Below are 23,925 nucleotides of genomic sequence, written 5' to 3' on the forward strand. Positions count from 1 at the left end.
CAACGAGCCCCGCCGTCGCGCCTGGACAACACGCGACGGCAGCTCAGTGTCATGCCTAACCGATCGGCATGGCGACGAAGTGGGTGTTGTCCGACGTCTTTACGTGCATCAGGACATCATGCTTGCCTTCGGACTTCGCATCCGAGAGCGCGTTGCGCAGGTCCGCCGCAGAACTGACGCTCTTGCCGGCCACGTCGAGGATGACATCGCCGGACTGCAGTCCGTGCTCGGCGGCCGGACCATCCGGCTCGATCGCCGTGACCACGACACCCTTGTTGCCGGCGCCGCCGACATCGCCTGCCGGGGCAACCGCCAGACCGAGGTGAGGAATGCCCTTTGAGCCTTGCTCGGACTCGTCGGCCCGGGCCACTTTCCTTGTCTCGTTTGGCATCTTGGCGAGCGTCACCGTGAACGTCTTCGTCTCACCCTTGCGAACGATGTCGAGCTTCGCCGAGCTGCCCGGAGCCATCGCTGAAATCTCTCGCGCGAGTGTGCCCGAGTCCTTGATCGCGTTGCCGTTGACTGACGTGATGACGTCGCCCGGCCGAATTCCGGCCTGTGCCGCCGGCGTGTCCGCCTGGGCCTCGTCGACCAGTGCACCCTGGGCCTGCTTCAGGCCGAGGCTTTCGGCGATGCCGCTCGTGACCGGCTGCACCTGCACGCCGAGCCAGCCGCGCGTCACCGTGCCGTGTTCCTTGAGCTGGGCGACGATCATCTTCACGGTCGTCGCCGGCACGTCGAAGCCGATGCCGACTGAGCCGCCGGACGGCGAATAGATCGCGGTATTGACGCCGATGACGTTGCCATTGGTGTCGAATGTCGGCCCTCCCGAGTTGCCTTTGTTGATCGGCGCGTCGATCTGGATGTAGTTGTCGTAGGGCCCGGAACCGATATCGCGTCCTTCGGCCGAGATGATGCCGGCGGTCACGGTGCCGCCGAGGCCATAGGGATTGCCGACCGCCACGACCCAGTCGCCGACACGCGGAACCTGATTTTCGAGATTGGCATAGCTGAAGTCCGTCTTGCCATCGACCTTGATGAGCGCGAGATCCGTCTTCGGATCGGTGCCGATCACCTTCGCGGTATAGATCGTGCCGTCATCCGTCGTGACCTGCACGGACCTGGCATGATCGACGACATGGTTGTTGGTCACGGCATAGCCGTCGGCGGAGATGAAGAAGCCGGAGCCGACGCCGGTGATGACCTGATGGCGCTGCAGCTTGCCGCCCTGCATGCCGTCGCCGAACTGGCGGAAGAATTTTTCGAACGGCGTGCCTTGCAGGGACGGAGGGAGGTTCTCTACGTCCGGACCGGATGTGTTGGCGTTGCTCTCTTCGTCCAGCTTCACGCGTACCGAAATGACGGCGGGCTTGACCTTCGCGACCAGGTCGGCGAAGCCTGCGGGGCCTTGCGTCTGCGACGTCGGAGTTGCGGCGAAGGCTTGCTCGACAAATTGGTAATGTCCCAGCGGCCCAGCCAGGGCGATGGTCGCACCGATCATCGCAACGGAGCCAAGCATTGCGACGCGCCGGGCCGACAGGGGCCTGCGCTGTTGAGTGTTGTTGTCCTTTGGCATGATGTTTCTCCTGAATTGGCTGCCCCATACCGATGCTAAAAACCTATCGCTGCCGCATTACGGGCGCCTGTCCGAGGCATTAATTCGAGGGATAGGTAGCTAAATTCGCGGTAACGCTCGGCGGACATGCCAATGCATTTGCGGACCGCGCCAACAGGCGTGGCCCGTAAGGACGAGCAGACAACGTCTCGGCGCAGGCGACGACGCTCCGATGGATGGTCGCGCTTGCGCGGAACTAGGTTGTGCCGATGCGTTCGACGAGATGGGCGCGCGAGGGCGAAGGCTCAAACCGGTCCGCGAAATACTGCGTTTCGTGGACCACCTGTCCGTCGCGGAATTCCATGATGCTCACCGTGTGGAACGGAACGCCGTCGTAGGTCAGCACGAACTCGGTGATCCAGAGATCGCCGCCGCCAATCATGCGCCGGATCGTGAAGCGTTTCTTGTTCGGCTGAACCGTTCGGCTCTCCTGGATGCTGCGCCGACCTCGGATCCGCTCGCCCGATTGCGGATAGTCGAGCACGGCATCCGCGGCGTAGATTTCATGCTCGCGCTCGAAATCGCTCGCGTCCGAAGCGTCCCAATGGCGCTCCAGCGCCATGCGCATGGTGTGATCGTCCATCGCAATCTCCCGGCTTTGCCTGCACGCAGCATCTCACGACCATCCAGGTGCATTTGGCAAGAGTTCGTATCAGTCCCCGGTGCGCAACTGCGCGGCGGGAACGATGGAGGGAAGAGGCGGGGCGCTTACATCCGAGTTACCCTTCGGGTCATTTTGTCGAGCGGCGTCGCGTGCGGCGTGCTACAGCTTCGGGATCAACAGGGGCATCGCATGACATCGACCGTCGACCTCGCGAAATTGCAAATTGATGACTTCACGCCGCATCAGGACATGGAGTTCGAGATGCAGGCGGCGGATCGCGTCGTGGTGCTGAAGCTCGCCAAGGTCGAGCCCGCCGGAAACAGCGGCCGGCCGGGCGGTGCGTTCTCGCTGCTGTTTGCCGGACCGAAGGGCGCGTGGTTGCCGCAGGCGATCTATCCGGTGCGGCATCCGGCATTAGGCGTGATCGAGATGTTCCTGGTACCGATCGGGCCGCTCGCCGACGGCAACGGCTATCAGGCGATTTTCACCTGATGGCCGGACGTTTCCGCCGCGCGCCAGCGCATCAGGTCGTAGACGCCCTTGTCTTCCTCGGCGACGAAGCCGAGTCGGCGATAAAGCCGCATCGCGGGATTGAACTTCTCGACATGGATTGACATGGCCTTGCCGGCCGCGGCGGCCTCATCGAGCAGGTCGCGCATCAGCGCGCTGCCGAGACCCGAGCCGCGATGCTCCGGCAGGAGGGCAATATCGATGACGCAATGCTCGCTCGGCCAGCGGTCAACATAAAGGCGCCCGATGTCCTCGCCGCCACGCATTGCCACCAGCCAGTCGGCGGTCGGATAGTATCGCTGGTAATGCGCGTGCTGCGCCTGGAACTGCATGGCGAGGAACGCGGCTTTCTGCTCCGCGCTCCATGGCGTCACCGCCAGCTCCTCGGCGCGGGTCGAGGCGTAGAGCCGCGCCAGGAAGGGCAGGTCGGCATCAGTGATCCGACGGAACGTGAGGCCGGCCTCCGCGGCGCGTATCCATCCGAACGCCGCGGCGGCCGTATCGGTGCTCAAACCATTCGTCATGGCCGGTTCAGCTGCGCGGCGGGAAAATTCCCCGCAATGCGATGCAGAAGTTCAAGGTGAGGTAGGGCATCAGGTTGTTGTGGGGTTGGCTGCCGCCGGTCGGCAAGATCGAGCTGGTGGCCGAGAACTGCGAGATATTGGTCGGCGTGTCGCTATACGCCTGACCCGGGTTTGCACGCGCCAGAGATCGCGTCGGGCTGGGCGTGGCGAGCTCGGACTGATTGATGTTGCCGAGAACCCCGTGGTTGTGCTGGGCCATCTCGGTTTGCAGCAGCGTCACCGTCGTCGTGCCGCCCGCCTGTCCGAGATAATACAAGCTCCCGAAACTTTGCCCCGGATTCATCGGTGCGCTGCCTTGTTGCAGGTCGGGCAACGCAAAGGTGCTCTTGCCGTCACCGCCATAGGTGGTGCCGAGCAGCGAGAAAAGCGCGGTGTTCTGCGAGATCGGCATCAATTGGCCGTTGCATATCGCCCATCCCACCGGTGCGAAGTTGAACGGGAAAATGCGGATCTCCGCTACGAATTGATCAGACATTGGTCCCGTCCTAGTTTTGGCTCGGATAAATGCCGTACAACGAGATGATGAAATTGATGCAGAGGTAAGGCTGCATGTTGTTGTGCGGTTGGTTGCCGCCCATGAACGTGCAGGCCTGATTCGCCATCAGCGATGCGGCCGCGACCTCGCGGTAAATCTGGGTCGCTCCCACGGCACCCACGACATTGCCGGTCACGGTGCTGCCGGTCGCGGGGTTCAGGGATGCCGCCATCGGGTGCGAGTGGGTCGGCAGTTGCTGTGTGGTCAGCGTCACCTGCTCGACGCCGCCGATCTGGCCCAGGCTGAAGGTGCTGCCTTGTTGCAGCGGCAGGCGGCCTTGCAGGTTCGGCAGATCGAAGGTTTCCTGGCCGTCGCCGCCATATGTGGTTCCGATCAGGTTGTACAATGTCTCGTACTGGGAGATCGCCAGGGTTTGTCCCAGGCAGAACATCCAGCCGTTCGGCGCAAAATTTCCGCCGAACATACGAATCTCGCCGATGTAAGGCTGGCCCATGGCAGGATTCCTTCAGTTCGGGGAGGGGAAGACGCCTTGCAAGGCGATGCAGAAGCTGAGCGTGAGATAGGGCTGCATGTTCTCGTGCGGTTGCGAGCTCCCGGCGTAGCCGACGGTGCTGGGGTCCAGCGTCGTCAGATTGGCCGCGGCCGTATAAAGGTTGGCTGAGGTCGCCATCAGATTTCCGGTGACCGCGGCGCTGTCGGCATTGTTGGTCGTGCCCTGAAACGTATGCGGGTGCTGCGGCATCTCGGAAATCGTCAGCGTGTGGGACGTTTCACCACCGGTCTGCCCCAGCGTGAAGCCCGAGCCCATATGCAGCGGTACCTTTCCTCGCAAGTCGGGCAGCGCGAAATTCGTCGTGCCGTTTCCGCCATAGGTCGTGCCAACCAGCGAGAACAGTGCCTGGTTCTGATTGATCGGCAGCACCTGGCCGTTGCAAAGGGCCCAGCCTCTCGGCGCGTAGATGAACGACATCATCCTGATTTCCGAGAGATACGGTTCAGACATCGGTCCCTCCGCCCAAACGATTCCGTCTCGTCAGAGACTCGATTCATGAAAATGCAAGGTAAATGGCGTCACGCAATAACCGGGTGCACGATAGCGTGTTTTACGCCAAGTGCAACCTCAACGATTGTTTTGCCTTCGCAATTTTTCGAGCCGCCGACGCGGAAATGTCGTCGCGCTGACCCGGCGCTTGGCCAACAGGATCGGTGCGGACACGATCCGATTGTAGCGCCTGCCGGATCGTTCGGGCAGGCGCCGTTCGCTCCGTCGCAACGTTCGATCAAATCACCAGATCGTGGTGGGTCTGGAGATGATCGGTCGGCGTGCCTCCCATCGCGGCGTACACCGCCTCGTGGCCGACCCACCACGGGGTCGCGGCATTCGACTGCCCGCTGAACAGATCGGACAAGGTCTGAGTGTTCGCGGTCAGGTCCGGATGGCTCGTGTTGGTCTGCGACGATGTCTGGGTCAATGACGAGAAGTCGAAGCTGTCGTGGTTGGTCAGGTTGACAGTCGAGGTCGTGGTGCCCTGCGTCGGCATCACCTTCTGCAATGCCAGGTTGGACTGAGCGACATCGGTCGCCGTTGGCAGCCGGCGCTCGCCGTCGGCAAGGCCGATATACATCAGATCGCTGGCATCGGACGATGAAATGGTATCGGGAAGGCCGAGCACGTGGCCGAGTTCATGCACCACGGTGGTCAAGAGATCGAGATGACCGGCCGCGGCCGTCGACGGGTCGGTAAGGAGATCGGTGCCGGCGGCGTTGACGGCGTGCGTGAACTCGAAATTGTCCGCCGGGGTCGGATCGATGAACCAGCCATGGCCGGCCGCATTGGTATCGATCGTGATATGCCCGCCGCCCTCCTGACCGACAATCTGGCCGGAGAGGTCGGCGACGCTGAAGGTCGCGGCATGCAGGAGGGCGAGCTGTGCCGAACTGGCGCCCGCATTGGCCCATTCGGTGATCGCCGCCGACACCACCGAGTTGAGCTCGGCCTGCGTCAGGTGCATCTCGCCCGTGGTCGGCGTCGACGCCTGCACGCCACCCGCTTCGGCGAGCAGTGGCGCGACCACCGCGGGAAGCGCCGGCACCGTGGAGACCAACGTCGTCGTGCCATTACCGCCGGTGGTGTCGACGGTGATGCCGCCGGTGGTGCTGCTGTTGTCGTCGGTGATCACGCCCGCAGGCGTGCCCGACGGCGAACCGTTCTTCGAAAGGTTCAGATGGGTGCTGCTGCTGAAGTTGCTCAGCTCGACATCGGTGGCGTAGCTGGAACTGTGGTTGAGCGTGTTCTTGCTGCCGGTGCCGCCGGCGCCCATACCGATGAGGACATTGGTCGTGCTGGTGTCGCTGCCCGTTGCGCCGTTCTCGACGTCGAGCGCGGCAAACGGGCTGGCGGAGGTCGGAGACGACACCGAGTTGCCGTACAGTGTGGCGTTCAGGGTCGAGCTGCCATCGTTGTTCTGCAGCGCGATACCGGCATCGCCGACGCCGGTGATGGTGTTGTTCTGGATCAGGGTGGTCAGGCTGCCGGCGCCGGCGTCGCGGACGAAGATGCCGTCGGAATTCGAGCCCACCTTCGCCGGCCCGATCTGATTGCTGGCGATGGTGCCGGACATGGTGCCGTTGTCCTGGCCCTTGGCAACGAAGATACCGACGGTGTCGAACGCGTTGGCGCCGCCGTCGGTCAGGATGTTGTGCGAGATGTCGAACGTGGTGGTCGCGGCGGAGGCGAAGCCGCCGGAGCCGCTGCGGATATCGACTGCAGTTCCGCCGCCCGGGATGATCGTCTCGCCGTTGTGGAAGGTGTTGCTGCGGACCACCGCGTCCATCGACGAATTGTTGTTCGCCACGAATGCGATGAAGTCGGCCCGCGTGCCGGCGAACGTGCTGTTGGTCAGCGTGTAGTTGGCGGTCGCCGAGTTGTAGACCTGTCCGCGGACGTTATCATTGCCGCTCGAGCCGATCAGGCCGAACGTATCGTTGTCCATCGTCAGGCGGTTCAGCGTGCCGCTGGTATTGTAGAGATCGATGTTCTCGTCAAAGCCGCCGGAGATGCTGGATCCCGTGATCGAGGCGGTGCCGAGCAGATTGTCGAACCGGATGCTGCTCTCTTCCTGATTCCCCGCATTGTTGGTGCCATTGCTGCCGCTGATGGTGCCGTTGGCGAAGCTGAACCCGGTGACGTTATTGCCGTAGATCGCGAAGTTGCTGAAATCGTGCAACGACATGTCGGTCAGCGACACGTTCGACGTGTTGTGCAGGTAGATGCCGGTGCCGCCCGTTCCCGATGTCGTCTGTCCGCCGGCGTCGGTACCGGAGAGGATATCGCCACCGGTCTTGTTGGCGATCGTGCCGCCGGAGCCGGCGGTGCCGTTGCCCGTGATCGTGAGCCCTCCGGCCGTTCCCGTCGTATCGAGGACGATGCCGGCACTGCCCGACGAGCCTGTCGTAGAAATGCTCTTGAAGGTCAGGTTGCCCGAACCGATGTTGGTGTGCTCGACATCGAGCGCGGTACCGGTCGTGGACGTGATGGTGTTGTTGCTGCCGGTGACGGTGAGGGTGCCGCCATGGGTGAAGCTCAGGCCGGCGCCGCTGGCGGTCTTCACCGTGATGTCGGACATCGTGACGGTGCCGACATTGTTGCCGTCGTCGCTGATGCCGATGCCGGAGCCGGCCGAGGTGTCGATGCTGACGCCGGTGATGGTGTGGCCCGTCGTGCCGAGCAGGTCGATGCCGTTGTCGGCGCCGGTCACATGGATCACCGGATCGGCGCCGGACCCGACATTGGCGGTGACCACCGCGCCGGTCACCGGATTGGTGAACTGCAGGGAATGGCTGCCGCCGATCAGGTTGACGCCGTTGGCGAGATTGATGCCGTTGGCCTCGCTGTAGGTGCCGGTGCCGTGCTCGAGCACGACGTAGTCGCCGGAGCTAGCCGGATTCGCCGCGTTGAAGGCCGCGATCGAGGTGTACGGGTCGGCCTGGGTGCCGAGGTTGTGGCTCGTGGTTGCCGAATTGTCGATATAGAACACCTGGGGCACGACGCCGACATGGAAGCTCTGCGCGCCCGACGAGAGCGGGCCGCCGGTGCCGGTGTGACCGTTGTCGTTGATGTTCAGCGAGATGGTGTCCGTCCCGGTGAAGCCGTCGTCGCTATTGTAGGTCAACGTCGCCAGCGCGGTATTGATCTGTGCGATCGTGCCGGTGAGCGTGACCGTGTGGCTGCCGTTGTTGGTGAAGCTCGCGAGGCCCGTGGTGTCGAAGTTCAGCGCGCCGTGGCCGGAGCTGATTGTTGCGGTTTCATTGCCGCCCGCGGAATCGATGTCGGCGACCGAAAGCCCCGATATCGCGAGGTTGGTGTGCGAGAATGCCGTTCCGACCGACGAATCCGATGGCACCGTCGCCGTGGGCGGATCGTCGATCGCGGTGACGGTCTGGCTCGCACTCGCCGAACCGGTGTCGTTGCCGCCGTTGGCGGTGCCGCCATCGTCGACTGCGGTCACGGTGTAGGATCGCGCGGTGGTGTCCGGCGGCTCGCCGGTGTTGTTGAACTGGACCAGGTCGAGCACGGCATTGTAATGCGCGATCGTGTCGGTGCCGGTCAGGGTGACCGTCTCGGTGGTGGCCGTGCTGGAGATGTCGAAGTGGATGTTGCCGATGTCGCCGCTCGTGCCGGCATGGCCTGCGATCGAGAGCGCATCCGACGGCTTGAGATCGTTCAGCACAAAGGTCGCGCTGATCAAATTGCTGCTGTCGACGTCGGTGATCGTGAGATTGGGCGCGATCGTGACCGGGACCGAATCCGTCGTCGGCGTGCCGACCGGCGGTTCGCTGAAACCGGTGATCGCGCCGAACGTCACCACCGGCGGGTTGTTGACTGGCGTCACATCGATGGTGTCGGTCGCAGGCGTGCCGTCCAGCGTGCCGTCGTTGGCGATGATGGTCACCGTGCGGGCCAGGGCGGACGGATTGTTGCTGGTGTTGAAGTAAGTGATCGAATCCAGCGCGCTCTGGAAGTCCGCGACCGTGGAGCCGGCGGTGCCGGTCAGGGTCATTTCACCGTGCACGGCGTCCCATGTGCCGGTGACGTGCGCGGTGTTGACGAAGCCCAGGACATCCTCGCCGCTGACGTAGTTGCCGGTGATCTGCACAGTCACGTGATCGAGCGTCGGGCTGTCGGAGTCCGTGACCGTGAGCGCCGGGTCGAACGCGGTGGCGGCCTGCCCTTCGACATAGTTCAGGGTGTGGCCGCCGGTCACGACGGGCGGTGCGTCCGGAGGAGCCACGGTTTCGGTGTTCGAGGTGCCGGTAATGGCGGCGCTGACCGTGTCGGTCGCGGTGATGGTCTGGCTGCCCGCGGTCTCGAAGGTCTCGCTGAAGGTGCCGACGCCGTTGGTCAGCGTCATGTCGCCGGGCAGCACGGCACTGCCGTCGCTCGAGGTGAAGTGCACCGTTCCTGTGTAGCCGGTGGCGACGTTGCCGTGGTCATCTAGCGCGGTGACGGTAACCGAACCTGGGATGTTCGCTCTGCCGTTGGCTGGAATGCTGACCACGAAGTGCGTGGCAGCACCCGGCGCCACGGTCTCGGCGTTCGAGGTGCCGGTGATGGCGGCGCTGATCGTGTCGGTCGCCGTGATGGTCTGGCTACCGGCGGTATCGAGGGTTTCGCTGAAGCTGCCGACCCCGTTGGTCAACGTCATGTCGGCGGGCAGCACGGCGGCGCCGTCGCTCGACGTGAAGTGGACTGTGCCGGTATAGCCGGTGACGACATTGCCGAAGGGATCGAGCGCGGTCACCGTGCCCGAACCGGCCGTGCCTGCCGTTCCGTTGGCCGGAATGCTTACGGCAAAATGCGTGACGGCGGCGGCGGTCACCGTCTCGGCGTTCGAGGTGCCGGTGATGGCCGAGCTGACCGTGTCGGTCGCGGTGATGGTCTGGCTGCCGGCGGTCTCGAGCGTCTCGCTGAACGTCGCGGTGCCGTTGGTCAACGTCATGTCGGCAGGCAGCACGGCGTGGCCGTCGGTCGATGTGAAATGGACCGTGCCCGTATAGCCGGTGGCGACGTTGCCGAAGGCGTCATACGCGGTGATCGTGGCCGAATCGGCGGAACCCGCCGTTCCGCCGGCCGGGAGGGTGACCACGAAGTGCGTGGCCGGGCCGGGTGCGACGGTTTCGGCGTTCGAGGTGCCGGAGATACCGGCGCTGACCGTGTCGGTCGCGGTGATGGTCTGGCTGCCGACGGTCTCGAACGTTTCGCTGAAGCTGCCGACACCATTGGTCAGCGTCATGTCGCCCGGCAGCACCGCGTGGCCGTCGGTCGAGGTGAAGTGCACGGTTCCTGTGTAGCCGGTGGCGACGTTGCCGAAGGCGTCGAGCGCGGTGACGGTGATCGTACCCGGCGTGCCAGCAGCGCCGTTGCCGGGAATGCTGACCACAAGAAACGTGGCGGCAGCTCCCGCCACGGTCTCGGCATTCGAGGTGCCGGTGATGGCGGCGTTGGCCGTGTCGGTCGCGGTGATGGTCTGGCTGCCGGCGGTGTCGAGGGTTTCGCTGAAGCTGCCGACCCCGTTGGTCAACGTCATGTCGGCGGGCAGCACGGCGGCGCCGTCGCTCGACGTGAAGTGCACGGTTCCCGTGTAACCGGTGACGACATTGCCGAACGCGTCGAGCGCGGTCACCGTGCCTGAGCCAGCCGCGCCTGCCGTTCCGTTGGCCGGGATGCTCACGGCAAAATGCGTGACGGCGGCGGCCGTCACCGTCTCGGGGTTCGATGTGCCGGTGATGGCGCTGCTGACCGTGTGTCGGTCGCGGTGATGGTCTGGCTGCCGGCGGTGTCGAGGGTCTCGCTGAACGTGGCGGTGCCGTTGCTCAGCGTCATGTCGGCAGGCAGCACGGCATGACCGTCGCTTGACGTGAAGTGCACCGTGCCTGCGTAGCCGGTGGCGATGTTGCCGAAGGCATCATACGCGGTGATCGTGGCCGAGCCAGCGACACCCGCCGTTTCGCTGGCCGGAAGGGTGACCACGAAGTGCGTGGCCGGACCCGGCGCGACGGTTTCGGCGTTCGAGGTGCCGGTAATGCCGGCGCTGACCGTGTCGGTCGCGGTGATGGTCTGGCTGCCGACGGTCTCGAACGTCTCGCTGAAGCTGCCGACACCGTTGGTCAGCGTCATGTTGGCCGGCAGCACGGCATGGCCGTCGGTCGATGTGAAGTGCACGGTGCCCGTGTAGCCGGTGGCGACATTGCCGAACGCGTCGAGCGCGGTGACGGTGACCGTGCCCGGCGTCCCCGCCGCGCCATTGGCCGCGATGCTGACCACGAGATGGGTGGCGGCGCCGCCCGTCACGGTCTCGGCATTCGAGGTGCCGGTAATGGCGGCGTTGGCCGTATCGGTCGCGGTGATGGTCTGGTGGCCGGCGGTATCGAAGGTGTCGCTGAAGGTGCCGGTGCCGTGGGTCAGCGTCATGTCGGCGGGCAGCACGGCGCTGCCGTCGGTCGACGTGAAGTGGACGGTGCCCGTATAGCCGGTCGCGACATTGCCGAAGGCATCGAGCGCGGTGACGATCACCGAACCCGGCGTCCCGGCCGTGCCGTTGGCGGGAAGGCTGACGGAAAAATGCGTGGCGACGCCCGGCGTCACGATTTCGGCATTCGATGTCCCTTTGACCGCGCTGTTGGCCGTATCGGTGGCGGTGATGGTCTGGCTGCCGGCGGTATCGAGCGTCTCGCTGAAGCTGCCGGTGCCGTTGGTCAATGTCACGTCGGCGGGCAGCACGGCGTGGCCGTCGGTCGACGTGAAATGAACCGTGCCCGTATAGTTGGTGACGACGTGGTTCAACGCATCGAGCGCGGTGACGGTGACCGTGCCGGGCGTGCCCGCCGCGCCATTGGCCGGGATGCTCACCGCAAAGTGCGTGGCGGCCCCCAGCGTCACCGCGATGGTGAAGCTCTGCGAGCTGGACAGGGTGCCGTCGCTCGCCGTTGCGGTGACGGTGTAGGCGTGTCCGGGTGCGGTCGTGTAGTCGATCTTGCTGGGATCGGCGACGCTGATGACACCGGTATTGGGATCGATCTTGAAGCCGCCGCCGGAGCTGTCGCCGGTCAGCGTATAGGTCACGGCATTCATGTCGGCCGCGGATGCGGTGATGCCGACCAGCGTGCCGACGGCGGAGCCTTCCGCGACCTTGTTGGGTGCCGCATTGGTGTCGACCGGCGTCGACGGCGCGACGTCGGTGACGTCGATGGTGAAGCTCTGCGAGCTCGTCGCCATCCCGTCACTGGCCTGAACGGTGATGGTGTAGGCGTGACCGGGACTGGTCACGTAATTGACCTTGGTGGGATCGGCGACCGACACCACGCCGGTGTTCGGATCGATCTTGAAGCCGCCATTCGAGCTGTCGGCGGTCAGCGAATAGGTGACGGCATGGCCGCTGCTGCTGGTGGCTTGCGCGGTGATGTTGACGAGCGTGTTGACCGCGGCGCCCTCGGCGACGGTGTTGTTGCCCGAATTGGCATCGACCGGTGTCGACAGCGAGTCGGTGACGGGGGGCCAGGGCGTGCCGGGAGGGCAGCCGAGGTAGAGATATTGCAGACCATACGTGTCGGCGAACGCCTGCGCGGCCGAATCGAGGACGATATGACCGGTCGAATCAAGCTGAAGTTCCGGACGGGTTAAACCACCGATTGTATAAGCAGGTATGGTCGTCATGAGCACTCCTGCGACCGGCATGGAAGCCGGTCAATAATTACATTTGTTGGATACGAGGACGTGTGATGTCGTTCACACGTTGAGGTTGATCATCGGCGATCGGGGTTTGCGCCAAGCTGACTGCAATACGGCACAACCGCGATGTCCGCGGAGCCGTGACATTAGCAAGATCAAATGCGCTTGCCATTTCCGTCGTCGCCTTCACACACTCGCGCCGCGACAAAACATATGAATGTTCGAGAAAAACGCGGCCGGCCAACAAAATTCATGCTTTGGCAACCATGACCGTATTGGCGATACTTCCGGGTGTCAATGTGTGTCCCGATGACAACCGCGCCGTTAACTACGATTCTGCCGTGCAGCGGGAGGTAGAGTGATGGAACTCGGCCGGTCTTGCCGTCTGCAGAACTGGTGGTTGTTGCGCCAAAAGTCGAATCGGCGGCGCTGTGACGAATTTGTGAAGCGCGCTCGCGTTGTGATTGATTTGAGGCTAACCGGTCCACGACCTCGCAGCTCGATAGGCCAGCCAAACTGCCCCTTTTCGTCGTCACGGTTTCGCGATCGCGTCGTAAGGCTTTCAGACTACGCAACTATTTGCTTGATCCGGCGGCCATCTTGAACAGACTGGATGGCGGCTACATCTGTGACGTCCGCTGCCGCGGCATCGCCGTGGTCCATCCGCGCAAAATCACGGCAATTTCAATTGCGACTTTGGTAGCCCTGCTTGGTCGTCGTGCTTTCGTTGTTCTGGGGGAGAAGGAATTGGGTTCGATTGACAAAGCGGAGCGTGTGGCTCCGGCGACCGGCGTCGAGCGTCATTCGTTCCGTCGCCAGCGATTCATTAGGGCTTGCCGGCTCGGCCTCGCGCCGATCGGGCTGTTGGCCGCGCTGACGCTCGGCGGCTGCGACGACAAGAGCACGCAATCGCAGGCCGCGCCGCCGGCACCGCCGGTGACCGTTGCGCAGCCGGTCAAGCGCACCGTCACCGACTGGGACGAGTTCACCGGCCGCTTCGAGGCGATCGAGGAGGTGCAAGTCCGCGCCCGCGTCGGCGGCTTCGTCAACAGCGTCGAGTTCAAGGACGGTGCGATCGTCCACGCCGGCGATCTGCTCTACGTCATCGACCCGCGGCCGTTCGAGGCGGTGGTGCTGCAGGCCGAGGGCCAGCTCGCCGACGCGCGCGCCAAGGGCGAGCTTGCCAAGCGCGATCTCGAGCGCGGGCTGAACCTGGTGCAGACCAGCGCGGTCTCGGAGCAAGTCGTCGACCAGCGCCGTCAGGCGTTGCAGGCGGCGCGTGCCGCCGAGACCCAGGCCGAGGGCTCGCTGAAGGCAGCGCAGCTCAACGTCGAATTCACCCACGTGCTGGCGCCGATCACCGGCCGCGTCAGCCGGCACCTGGTCACCCCCGGCAATCTCGTGCAGGGCAGCGAGGGCGGCGCGACACTGCTGACCTCGATCGTGTCGCTCGATCCGATCTACATCTATTTCGACGTCGACGAGGCGACCTACCAGCGCAACAGCAAGCTGTGGTTCGAAGGGAGGCGGCCGAGCTCGCGCGACACCGCGAACCCGGTGCAGGTGACGCTGACCGGCGAGACCAAGCCCTCGCATGAAGGCAAGATGGACTTCCTCGACAACCGCCTCGATGTCTCGACCGCGACGCTGCGCAGCCGCGCGGTGATTCCGAACAAGGATCTGTCGATTCTGCCCGGCCAGTTCGGCCGCGTCCGCCTGATCGGCTCCTCGCCCTATGAGGCGCTGCTGATCCCGGACACCGCTGTCGCCACCGACCAGTCGCGCAAGATCGTGTTCGTGGTCAAGGACGACAACACGGTGGAAGCCCGCGCGGTCGCGCTCGGGCCGCTGGATGAAGGCCTGCGCGTGATCCGCGAGGGCCTCAAGCCGGAAGACCATGTGATCGTCGACGGGCTGCAGCGCGCCCGCGTCGGCGCCAAGGTGACGCCGAAAATGGCGCAGGCTCCGGCGGGCGACAAAGCCCTGGCGGGTGACAAAGCTCCGGCAGCAGCCACGCCGGCGGCAGGCGACAAGCCCGCGGCAGGTGCCAAGCCATGAATCTCGGCAGGCTCTCCATCAACCAGCCCATCCTCGCGATGGTGCTGTCGATCGTGCTGCTGATCGTCGGCGCGATCGCCTATCCGACGCTGCCGGTCTCGGAATATCCGCAGGTCGTGCCGCCGACCGTCACCGTCACCACGCAGTATCCGGGCGCCTCGGCGCAGACCGTGTCCGACACCGTCGCGGCTCCGATCGAGCAGGAGATCAACGGCGTCGAGGACATGCTGTATCTCTACAGCCAGGCGACCTCGAACGGCCAGCTCACCATCACGGCGACCTTCAAGCTCGGCACCGACCTCGACAAGGCGCAGGTGCTGGTGCAGAACCGCGTCGCCATCGCGCAGCCGCGGCTGCCCGAGGAGGTGCAGCGCAACGGCGTCGTCACCCGCAAGAACTCGCCCGACATCCTGATGGTCGTTTTCATGCTGTCGCCCGACGACACCTTCGACCAGCTCTACATCTCCAACTACGCGCTGCTGCAGGTCCGCGACCAGCTGCTGCGGCTCGACGGCGTCGGCGACATCCAGATGTTCGGCGCGCGCGACTACTCGATGCGGCTGTGGCTCGATCCCGATAGAATCGCCAATCTCGGCCTGACCTCGACCGAGGTGCTGGCGGCGATCCGGGCGCAGAATTTGCAGATCGCCGGCGGCCAAATCGCGGAGCCGCCGATCGCCGATCGCGCCTTCCAGCCAAACCTCGTGTTCACCGGCCGCCTCAAGGATATCAGGCAGTTCGAGGACATCGTGGTCAAGGCCGGCTCCGACGGCCGCACGGTGCGGCTGCGCGACGTCGCCCGCGTCGAGCTCGGCGCGCTGTCCTATGCCACCAACAGCTTCCTGCTGCGCAAATCCGCGGTCGCGCTGTTGGTGACGCAACGGCCCGGATCGAACGCACTTGCGACCGCCAAGAGCATCTCCGACACCATGGAGCGGATGAAGGCGACGTTCCCGAAGGGGCTCGACTACAACATCGGCTACAACCCGACCGAGTTCATCGCCCAATCGGTGCATGAGCTGATCAAGACGATCTACGAGGCGATGGCGCTCGTGGTCATCGTGGTGCTGGTGTTTTTGCAGGGCTGGCGGCCTGCGATCATCCCGATCATCGCGATCCCGGTGTCGCTGGTCGGCACCTTCGCGGTGATGGCCGCGCTCGGCTTCTCGATCAACAATCTGACGCTGTTCGGCCTGGTGCTCGCGGTCGGCATCGTGGTCGACGACGCCATCGTGGTGGTCGAGAATGTCGAGCGGCATCTTGAGCACGGTATGAGTAGGCGCGACGCCGCACTCAAGACCATGGAGGAGGTCGGCGGTGCGCTGGTTTCGATCGCGCTGGTGCTGTGCGCGGTGTTCGTGCCGACCGCCTTCCTCGGCGGCATCTCCGGCCAGTTCTTCCAGCAATTCGCCGTGACCATTGCGGTCGCGACCGCGATCTCCTGCTTCTGCTCGCTGACGCTGTCGCCGGCGCTGGCCTCGCAGATCCTGGTCCCGCATGAGGACAAGCGGCCGCCGGCGCGCTGGAATATCATCGCCCGCGGCTGGGACAGCTTCACCGCGTTGTTCAACCGCGTGTTCGACCGGCTGGCGCACGGCTATGCTGGTGTCGCCGACTTCGTGATCCGGCACACCGTGGTGATGGTCGTGATCTATCTCGCGCTGATCGGCAGCGCCGGCTGGCTGCTCGCGACCACCTCGCAGGGCTTCATTCCGGCGCAGGACCGCGGCTACGTCATCATCTCGGCGCAGCTGCCGGGCGCCGCGTCGCTGGCGCGGACCACGGCCGTGGTGCGTGAGATCGAACGAATCGCGCTGGATACGCCGGGCATCGTTCGCGTCGCGGCCTTCGCCGGCTTCTCCGGCGCGACGCGCACCCAGGCAGGCAACGCCGCGGCGCTGTTCCCGGTGTTCGACGAGCCGGAGGCACGGCTGAAGAAAGGGCTGACGGCAAACGCGATCACCGCCGAACTGCGCAAGCGGCTGTCGGTGATCCAGGGCGCCTTCATCATCGTGATTCCGCCGCCGGCCGTGCCCGGCATCGGCACCGGTGGCGGCTTCACCATCCGCGTCCAGGACCGCCAGGGGCGTGGACCCGAACTGTTGGCCGCCGCGACCGACGAACTGGTGCAGGCCGCGCGCAAATCGCCGAGCCTCACATCGATGTTCTCGCCGTACTCCGCGAACACGCCGCAGCTGTTCGTCGATATCGATCGCGTCAAGGCGCAGAAGCTCGGCGTTCCCATCGCCAACATCACCGACACGATCGAGACCTATTTCGGTTCGACCTATGTCAACGACTTCAACCTGTTCGGGCGCACCTACCACGTCACCGCGCAGGCCGACCTGCCGTTCCGCAAGGAGACCACCGACCTTTCGCGGCTGCGGACCCGTAACGCCAATGGCGACATGGTGATGCTCGGCAGCATCGTGGACTTCAAGGACATCTCGGGCCCCGACCGCGTCGCGCGCTACAATCTCTACTCGGCGTCGGAACTGCAAGGTGAGCCGGCACCGGGCGTCAGCTCGACCACGGCGCTCAACACCATCAAGAAAATCGCCGACGACACCCTGCCGAGCGGCTTCTCGTTCGAATGGACCGACCTGTCCTATCAGCAGGTCAACGGTGCCAATGCCGGCCTCTATGTGTTTCCGATCTGCGTGCTGTTCGTCTACCTGGTGCTGGCCGCGCAATATGGCAGCTGGACCTTGCCGTTCGCGGTGATCCTGATCGTGCCGATGTGTCTGTTCGCGGCCACCATCGGTGTGCGCATCATGGGCCAGGACGTCAACATCCTGACCCAGATCGGCTTCGTGGTGCTGGTGGGCCTCGCCGCCAAGAACGCGATCCTGATCGTCGAGTTCGCCCGCGACATCGAGCTCGAGGGCCGGCCACGGCTGGAAGCGGTGATCGAGGCGTGTCGTCTGCGGCTACGGCCGATCCTGATGACGTCGTTCGCCTTCATCCTCGGCGTGCTGCCGCTGGTGGTGTCGACCGGCTCGGGCTCGGAGATGCGGCAGGCGGTCGGCGTCGCCGTGTTCTTCGGCATGCTCGGCGTCACGCTGTTCGGCCTGGTCTTCACGCCGATCTTCTACATGGTGGTGCGCAACCTCGCGGAAGGAAAGAACGAGGGCAAGCCGGCGGAGCCTGCGGCGACCGTGGCGGGGTGAGCGTGGACCTCTCCGTCGTCATGCCCAGGTGCGCAATTGCGCACCTGAGGGCGTCGCGAAGCGGCGAGCCCGAAATGACGAGGTCAAGCCCATACTTTTGGCTGAGCGGAAATCGATGGGCAGAGACGGGGTTATAAAATAATGTCGCGCCGATTTTTCCTGATAGAAACTGCTGGGAGAGCTTAAAAATGAAGTCGGGATTCTTGGCCGCGGTCGCGGCTTGCAGCCTGATGCTTGCGACGCCGGCGATGGCCCAGGGCGTCAAGATCGGCATCCTGAACGACCAGTCCGGCGTCTACGCGGATTACGGCGGCAAGTATTCGGTCGAAGCAGCCAAAATGGCGATCGAGGATTTCGGTGGCGAGGTGCTCGGCCAGAAGGTCGAGATGATCACCGCCGATCACCAGAACAAGCCCGATCTCGCGGCCTCGATCGCGCGGCGCTGGTATGACGCCGAGGGCGTCGACATGATCACCGAGCTGACCACATCGTCGGTGGCGCTTGCGGTGCAGGAACTCTCCAACGAAAAGAAGAAGATCGATATCGTGGTGGGCGCTGCGACCTCGCGCATCACGGGCGATGCGTGTACGCCCTACGGCTTCCACTGGGCCTTCGACACCCGCGCGCTCGCGGTCGGCACCGGGGGCGCGCTGGTGAAGACGGGCGGCGACAGCTGGTTCTTCCTCACCGCCGACTACGCGTTCGGCTACGCGCTGGAAAAGGACACCAGCGAGATCGTCACCCATGCGGGCGGCAAGGTGATCGGCTCGGTCCGCGTGCCCTTGAACTCGTCGGACTTCTCCTCCTTCCTGCTGCAGGCGCAGAGCTCGAAGGCGAAAGTCATCGGCCTCGCCAATGCCGGTCAGGACACCACCAACTCGATCAAGCAGGCAGCCGAATTCGGCATCGTCAGGGGCGGGCAGAAGCTCGCCGGCCTGCTGATGACGCTCGCCGAGGTCAACGGCCTCGGGCTGGACGCGGCGCAGGGCCTGGTGCTGACCGAAGGTTTCTACTGGGACCATGATGACCAGAGCCGCGCCTTCTCCGAGCGCTTCTTCAAGCGCACCGGGAGGATGCCGAGCATGATCCATGCCGGCACCTATTCGGCGACGCTGAGCTACCTGAAGGCGGTGAAGGCCGCCGGCACCAAGGACTCGGACGCGGTTGCCAAGAAGCTGAAGGAACTGCCGGTCGACGACGCCTTCGCCAAGGGCAAGGTGCTGGCGAACGGCCGCATGGTGCACGACATGTACCTGTTCGAGGTCAAGAAGCCGTCGGAATCGAAGAAGCCCTGGGACTATTACAAGCAGCTCGCCGTGGTGCCCGGCGACCAAGCGTTCTTCACCGCCAAGGAAAGCGGCTGCCCGCTGACGAAGTGACGCGGCATCAAAGGTAGCGTCGTCCTGGCAAAACGCCAGGACGACGGCAGTGGCTGTGGCGCGATCGCGCTTTCAATGCACCAGCCGCCACACCGCGCCGCCGATCGCGCCGACCCACAGGACGATCGAGGCCATGGCCTGGATGGCAAATCCGGGGCTGCGTTTCGCTACCGCCTCGCGATAGCCGATGAAGTAGACGATGCGGCCGATCACCCAGATCGCACCGATCACGGCGGCCGCGGCATCGCCGATGTAAATCGCGAACAGCCAGAGCGAAGGCAGGAAGATCGGCATCCATTCCAGCGTGTTCATCTGGATGCGGAAGATGCGCTCGAAATCCGGATGACCTGAGATCGCCGGCAGCTTGACGCCATAGGCGACGCGGGCCCGCGCGACCTGCGTCGAGGTGAAGAAGTAGAACGCGACTGCAAGGCAGGTGACGATGGCCGTGTCATGGTACATGGCAGACGTTTCCTCTCGTTCCGTTGGTCCCGATGCATGACGGGGCTACAACGACCGGTGTGACTGGTCGGTTGATTTTTCTGCGTCGGTCTTCCGCCGACCTCTAGACTGGCTAGTACCCGGTCAGCTCAAGATAGCCGATTCCGGCGTGGCTGCCCGCAAAGCGGATCGGGCCTTCCCAATAAGGGAAGCTGGTTCCCATCCAGGCCTTCGGATTGAGCGGCGCAGTCTCGATGGCGAGCCCGCGCGCGGGCAGGGTGACGCGCCATGATGTCGGCAGCTTGCGGCCGTCGATTTCGGTGGTTGCGATCGGCGCGATGCTGTTGCCGCTGGCTGCGATCTCGGTCGTGCGGCCGTCCGGCGTGATCCAGTTGCCGAACAGGTTCTCGCGGCCGTCCTTCTGGCGCAGCCGGTACAGCATCAGCTTCTCGTCGCCGGGCAGATGCAGGGAGAACCAGTCCCAGCCGGTCTGGTCCGATGCCAACGGCTGGCTGCTCCATTCGCGGTCCATCCAGGCCGTGCCGGTGACGTCGGCCGGCCTGCCGTCGATCACGATGCGGCCGGATGCCTTATAGAACGGCTGGCTGTAATAATAAGAGGCCTGTCCGCGGTCCGACTTGCGGCTGTAGCCGCGGTCGCCTTGCAGCGCCAGCGGACGGTCGGCAGCGAGAAGCAGCGTGGTGCTGAAGTCGGCCGCGGCGGCCTTCAGCTCGAGCGGCGCGATGCGTTGCGCGTCGAACGGATCGAGTCCGCGGAGCTCCCAGGCATCGATCCAGGCATGGAAGGGCGTAGCCTCGACGCCGGCCCTGCCCAACGCCGCCGCGCGCAAAGGTCTCGCTGAAGCGATGCGTGGTCGCGCTGGTCACCGCGGCATGACCCATCCAGACCTGCTGGTTGGCCCAGCCCTCGATCGGGCCGCCCGGCGTCATCGCCTGGCGGAACAGCGTCCATTGCGCGCCATAGGCGGCACCATTCGCGTCGGCGAGATTCGCGGTGACGTACCACCACTCGATCCGGAATTCCGGATGCGGGCCGTGATCGGCGGGGAAAACGAATGGCTTGCCCGGAGTGACGGCGGCAAAACCTTCGGCGCTCTCGCCGAGCCCTGCGAAGCCCTGCGCAAACGTCTTGCCGCCGAGCGCCAGCGCCAGCGTGCCGCCAGTGAAGACGCGCCGCGTGATGGTGCGGCTAGCGCTCATTGACGAAGGTCCGGATCAGGGTGGCTGGCTGCATGCGTGCCAGTCTGGCGACCGGCAGCGCCGCGGCACAGAGCGCGGCGGCCATTGCCACGGCAAGCAGCTCGATCAACTGCAACGGGAAGACATGGAACGGCAGCCGCCAGCCAAAGGCTTTGACGTTGACGATTGCGAGCAGGCACCACGCCACCAGCAGGCCGAGCGGCAGCGCGAGCAGCGCGGTGATCAGCGCCACCGCCATGGTCTTCAACAGCTCGAGCGCCGCGAGCCGGCGCCGCGTGAGCCCAATCGCCCACAGCGGCGCAAGCTGCGGCAGCCGCGAATTGGCCAGCGTCAGCAGGCTGGTCAACAGCGCGATGCCGGCGACGCCGAGCGTGAACGCGTTGAGCGCTGCCGTCACCGAGAAGGTGCGGTTGAACACCCGCTTCGATTCCCGCTTCATCGTCGCCTGGTCGGCGACGTTGCGGTCGTCGAGGCCGAATTTCGCCTGCAACGCCGCGATCAGCGGCGCGATCTGGTCGGGCGCAACCCGCAGCCCGAGCCGGGTCTGCGGCGTCTGCGGGAAGCGCCGCGTCAGCGCGGCGAAATTGACCGCGATCTGGCCCTTGGGGTTGCCGTAATCGGCATAAATGCCGACGATCTCGAGCGGCCAGTTGCCGCCGGGGGCGGGCACCTCGATATGATCGCCGATCGCGAGATTCATCCGCCGCGACAGCTGCTCGCTGACGAGGCAGGTGTCGCCGGGGCGCAATCTGATCCACGCATTCGCGCTGCTTTCCAGCAACGGCCAGTTGTCGCGATAGGTCGCGTGGTCGGGCAGGCCGAGCACCTCGATCGGCGCGCCGCCGAGCTGGGTGTCTGCGCGGCCGCCGGGCAGAATCGCCTGAACCTCCGGCCGGTCGCGCAGCCAGGTCTTGATCTCCTTTGCCTGCGCATCGCTCGCGGCGCTGATATAGACATCGGCGGCGAGTCGTCCGTCGAGCCAGACCAGGAAAGTGCGGCTGAAACTCTCCACCATGGTGCCGACGCCGACATTGACGGCGAGCGCGAGCAGCAGCGCCATCAGCGCCAGCGACAGGCCGGAGAGCTGCTGGCGGCTGTCGGCCCAGAACCAGATGCCGACAGGGGCGCGCGCGCTGCGCTGGCCGAATGCGAGCGCGATCTGCAGCACCATCGGCAGGATCAAGGCCGCGCCGAGCATCAGCGCGGCCAGCACGGCAAAGCCCGCGATCAGCGAATCGCCGAACTGGATGAGCGCTGCTGCGATCGCGAACACCGCCAGCGCCGCCGCGCTCTGCAGCATCAGCCAGCGGCGCTGCGCCTGCTGCCAGGCCTGCGGCTGCGCCGTCGCCAGCACCGGCATCCGGATCGCCTTGGTGAGGCTCGCGGCGGCCGCGGCAAGCGCGCCCAGGATGCTGATCGCAATGCCGGCGAACCACCAGACCGGCTTCAGCGAAAGCTGGCCGGGGATCTGCGCGCCATAAAGCCCGCGCAGCGAGGCCGCGACGTCGGGCAGCAACGCTGCCGCGATGAAGTAGCCGCAGACCAGGCCGATCAGTCCGGCGACCAGCGCCAGCGACACCAATTCGATGACCAGCACGGTGTTGAGCATCCGCGCCGAGACGCCGCAGGCGCGCAGCGTGCGCAGCATCGGCAGCCGCTGCTCGAAGGCGAGCCCGATCGCGGAGTTGACGATGAACAGGCCGACGAAGAACGACAGCAGGCCGAACGCGGTGAGGTTGAGATGGAAGCTGTCGGTCAGGCGTTCGAGATCGCTTTCGGCGCTCGGCTCGACCAGTCGGAGCTTGTCGCCAGCCACGCTCTCTAGCGTTGTGTGCGGTGCCTTGGTTCTGCCGACCAGCAGGCGCGAGACTTGATCCGGCATTTTCAGGATATCCTGCGCGATGCCGATATCGACGATCAGCGCGCCCGGCGCGAGCTCCGCCTGCACGCGCAGCGGGGGCAAGTTGATGCCGTTGGCCCGCGGCCGCTCGCCGTCCTTGAGACCGAGATCGCGCAGCGTCTCAGGCGCCACCAGCATTTGGCCTGGCGGCGTGACGAAGGCTTGCAGGCTGCCGCGCCCGACCGCCGGCGCATTGCCGACCTCGGACGGCAGCGTCACCGGCTCGACGCCGAGCAGCCGGAAGCTGCGTCCGTCGATCTGGACGCGGCCCTCCAGCATCGGCGACACCGGCCAGCCGGCGCGGCGCAGATCGACGAATAGTTGTTGCGGGAAGGTCGCGCTGTCCTTGCCGACCAGCATTGCGGTGCGTGAACCACCGAAGGTCGCGGCGGCGCGGTCATAGGCGATGCGGGCCTGCTGATTCAGCGCCTGTACGCCGCTCCACAGCGCGGTCGCCGAGATCAGCCCGATCAGCAGTGTCGCAAGCTGCATCGGATGCCGCCGCCAGTGGCTCAGCAGCACGGTGAGGATCCACAACGGGCGCCTCACGCCACCACTCCGGCATGCAAGGTGACCTGACGATCGAGCGTTGCGGCCAGCCGCACGCTGTGGGTGACCATCAGGAAGCCGCAGCCGGTGCGGGTCACGAGATCGCGCGCAAGCCGCAGCACCTCGTCGGCGGTGTCCTCGTCGAGATTGCCGGTCGGCTCGTCGGCGAGCAGCAATAGCGGCTTCGGCGCCAGTGCCCGGCCGATCGCAACGCGCTGCTGCTGGCCGCCGGACAATTGCTCGGGATAGCGCTTCAGCAGGTTTTTCAGTCCGAGCCGTTCGACAAGTTCGTCGTGCCACGCCGCATCGTGCCGGCCGGCGATGCGCGACTGGAACACGAGATTGTCCGCGACCGAGAGACTCGGGATCAGGTTGAACTGCTGGAACACGAGGCCAAGCCGGTCACGACGCAATTCGGCGCGGCGGGCATCGTTGAGTCCGGAGACGATGATATCGGCAAGCGCGATCTCGCCGCTATCGGCGGCATCGAGCCCCGCGATCAGATGCAGCAGCGTGCTCTTGCCGCTGCCGGATTCACCGGTCAGCGCCACGCTCTCGCCGGTTGCAACGGCGAGGTCGACGCCGCGCAGCACCGCGACGTCTTCACCGGCAGAGCGGTAACTCTTGGTCAGGCCGGTGACGCGAAGCACCGCGGCGGTCTGGTCAGATGA

15 protein-coding genes and 1 pseudogene are annotated in these 23,925 nt (G+C 65.1%); 4 read left to right on the forward strand and 12 right to left on the reverse strand.

Annotated features, from left to right (window positions below):
• Positions 1–55: 55 nt before the first annotated feature.
• Both ACVMB0_RS09950 and ACVMB0_RS09955 read right to left on the reverse strand, forming a co-directional pair.
• Positions 56–1,576, reverse strand: coding sequence for a Do family serine endopeptidase (locus ACVMB0_RS09950; protein ID WP_461346099.1), 1,521 nt, complete (start codon positions 1,574–1,576; stop codon positions 56–58).
• Between the two features lie 235 nt (positions 1,577–1,811).
• Entirely contained in the window at positions 1,812–2,198 is a 387-nt protein-coding gene (locus tag ACVMB0_RS09955) for a nuclear transport factor 2 family protein (protein ID WP_461346100.1), read from the reverse strand.
• Between the two features lie 210 nt (positions 2,199–2,408).
• Here ACVMB0_RS09955 and ACVMB0_RS09960 point away from each other — a divergent pair, with 210 nt between their 5' ends.
• Positions 2,409–2,711, forward strand: coding sequence for a DUF6916 family protein (locus ACVMB0_RS09960; protein ID WP_461346101.1), 303 nt, complete (start codon positions 2,409–2,411; stop codon positions 2,709–2,711).
• Here the strand turns inward: ACVMB0_RS09960 and ACVMB0_RS09965 are convergent.
• From ACVMB0_RS09965 to ACVMB0_RS09990, 6 genes are all read right to left on the reverse strand, one after another.
• Entirely contained in the window at positions 2,693–3,253 is a 561-nt protein-coding gene (locus ACVMB0_RS09965; RefSeq protein ID WP_461346102.1) for a GNAT family N-acetyltransferase, read from the reverse strand. The two genes, ACVMB0_RS09960 and ACVMB0_RS09965, sit on opposite strands and share 19 nt — an antisense overlap.
• 7 nt (positions 3,254–3,260) lie before the next feature.
• On the reverse strand, positions 3,261–3,788 hold the full coding sequence (locus ACVMB0_RS09970; protein WP_461346103.1) for a phage tail protein: 528 nt from the start codon (positions 3,786–3,788) through the stop codon (positions 3,261–3,263).
• Positions 3,789–3,798: 10 nt separating this feature from the next.
• Positions 3,799–4,302, reverse strand: a complete 504-nt coding sequence (locus ACVMB0_RS09975) for a phage tail protein (RefSeq protein ID WP_461346104.1) — start codon at positions 4,300–4,302, stop codon at positions 3,799–3,801.
• Positions 4,303–4,314: 12 nt separating this feature from the next.
• Entirely contained in the window at positions 4,315–4,782 is a 468-nt protein-coding gene (locus tag ACVMB0_RS09980) for a phage tail protein (RefSeq protein WP_461346105.1), read from the reverse strand.
• Between the two features lie 307 nt (positions 4,783–5,089).
• The gene (locus ACVMB0_RS09985) at positions 5,090–10,570 is read right to left on the reverse strand and encodes a beta strand repeat-containing protein (RefSeq protein WP_461346106.1); all 5,481 of its coding nucleotides are present in this window, start codon (positions 10,568–10,570) and stop codon (positions 5,090–5,092) included.
• Positions 10,567–12,522: a cadherin domain-containing protein gene (locus ACVMB0_RS09990; RefSeq protein WP_461346107.1), complete on the reverse strand. Its 1,956-nt coding sequence runs from the start codon at positions 12,520–12,522 to the stop codon at positions 10,567–10,569. Before ACVMB0_RS09990 ends, ACVMB0_RS09985 begins: the two co-directional genes overlap by 4 nt.
• An 840-nt stretch (positions 12,523–13,362) precedes the next feature.
• Here ACVMB0_RS09990 and ACVMB0_RS09995 point away from each other — a divergent pair.
• The 3 genes from ACVMB0_RS09995 to ACVMB0_RS10005 all read left to right on the forward strand — a co-directional run bounded on the left by ACVMB0_RS09995 (position 13,363) and on the right by ACVMB0_RS10005 (position 19,144).
• Entirely contained in the window at positions 13,363–14,595 is a 1,233-nt protein-coding gene (locus tag ACVMB0_RS09995) for an efflux RND transporter periplasmic adaptor subunit (RefSeq protein ID WP_461349627.1), read from the forward strand.
• On the forward strand, positions 14,592–17,765 hold the full coding sequence (locus ACVMB0_RS10000; RefSeq protein ID WP_461346108.1) for an efflux RND transporter permease subunit: 3,174 nt from the start codon (positions 14,592–14,594) through the stop codon (positions 17,763–17,765). Before ACVMB0_RS09995 ends, ACVMB0_RS10000 begins: the two co-directional genes overlap by 4 nt.
• Before the next feature lie 188 nt (positions 17,766–17,953).
• A complete protein-coding gene (locus tag ACVMB0_RS10005) occupies positions 17,954–19,144 on the forward strand; it encodes an ABC transporter substrate-binding protein (RefSeq protein WP_461346109.1) in 1,191 nt (396 codons plus the stop codon).
• Positions 19,145–19,216: 72 nt separating this feature from the next.
• On the opposite strand, the gene ACVMB0_RS10010 is transcribed toward ACVMB0_RS10005, so the two are convergent.
• From ACVMB0_RS10010 to ACVMB0_RS10025, 4 genes and pseudogenes are all read right to left on the reverse strand, one after another.
• Positions 19,217–19,606: an MAPEG family protein gene (locus ACVMB0_RS10010; protein ID WP_456750959.1), complete on the reverse strand. Its 390-nt coding sequence runs from the start codon at positions 19,604–19,606 to the stop codon at positions 19,217–19,219.
• A 112-nt stretch (positions 19,607–19,718) separates the two neighbouring features.
• Positions 19,719–20,805 (reverse strand): annotated as a pseudogene (locus ACVMB0_RS10015) (lipocalin-like domain-containing protein).
• Complete coding sequence (locus ACVMB0_RS10020) at positions 20,795–23,254, reverse strand: FtsX-like permease family protein (protein ID WP_461346110.1); 2,460 nt, start codon at positions 23,252–23,254, stop codon at positions 20,795–20,797. Before ACVMB0_RS10020 ends, ACVMB0_RS10015 begins: the two are co-directional and overlap by 11 nt.
• Positions 23,251–23,904 carry an ABC transporter ATP-binding protein gene (locus tag ACVMB0_RS10025; protein ID WP_461346111.1) on the reverse strand — a complete coding sequence of 218 codons (654 nt, stop codon included), beginning with the start codon at positions 23,902–23,904 and terminating at the stop codon, positions 23,251–23,253. The genes ACVMB0_RS10020 and ACVMB0_RS10025 overlap by 4 nt, the downstream gene beginning before the upstream one ends.
• Positions 23,905–23,925 lie beyond the last annotated feature (21 nt).

This window comes from Bradyrhizobium sp. USDA 4451 (genome assembly GCF_054822585.1).

What these genes read in the sequence shown, in the direction of transcription:
- ACVMB0_RS09990 (WP_461346107.1), bottom strand. Translation starts at nt 12,522, where the DNA reads ATGACGACCATACCTGCTTATACAATCGGTGGTTTAACCCGTCCGGAA.
- ACVMB0_RS09970 (WP_461346103.1), bottom strand. Translation starts at nt 3,788, where the DNA reads ATGTCTGATCAATTCGTAGCGGAGATCCGCATTTTCCCGTTCAACTTC.
- ACVMB0_RS09960 (WP_461346101.1), top strand. Translation starts at nt 2,409, where the DNA reads ATGACATCGACCGTCGACCTCGCGAAATTGCAAATTGATGACTTCACG.
- ACVMB0_RS09965 (WP_461346102.1), bottom strand. Translation starts at nt 3,253, where the DNA reads ATGACGAATGGTTTGAGCACCGATACGGCCGCCGCGGCGTTCGGATGG.
- ACVMB0_RS09955 (WP_461346100.1), bottom strand. Translation starts at nt 2,198, where the DNA reads ATGGACGATCACACCATGCGCATGGCGCTGGAGCGCCATTGGGACGCT.
- ACVMB0_RS09950 (WP_461346099.1), bottom strand. Translation starts at nt 1,576, where the DNA reads ATGCCAAAGGACAACAACACTCAACAGCGCAGGCCCCTGTCGGCCCGG.
- ACVMB0_RS10005 (WP_461346109.1), top strand. Translation starts at nt 17,954, where the DNA reads ATGAAGTCGGGATTCTTGGCCGCGGTCGCGGCTTGCAGCCTGATGCTT.
- ACVMB0_RS09980 (WP_461346105.1), bottom strand. Translation starts at nt 4,782, where the DNA reads ATGATGTCGTTCATCTACGCGCCGAGAGGCTGGGCCCTTTGCAACGGC.
- ACVMB0_RS10010 (WP_456750959.1), bottom strand. Translation starts at nt 19,606, where the DNA reads ATGTACCATGACACGGCCATCGTCACCTGCCTTGCAGTCGCGTTCTAC.
- ACVMB0_RS09975 (WP_461346104.1), bottom strand. Translation starts at nt 4,302, where the DNA reads ATGGGCCAGCCTTACATCGGCGAGATTCGTATGTTCGGCGGAAATTTT.
- ACVMB0_RS10000 (WP_461346108.1), top strand. Translation starts at nt 14,592, where the DNA reads ATGAATCTCGGCAGGCTCTCCATCAACCAGCCCATCCTCGCGATGGTG.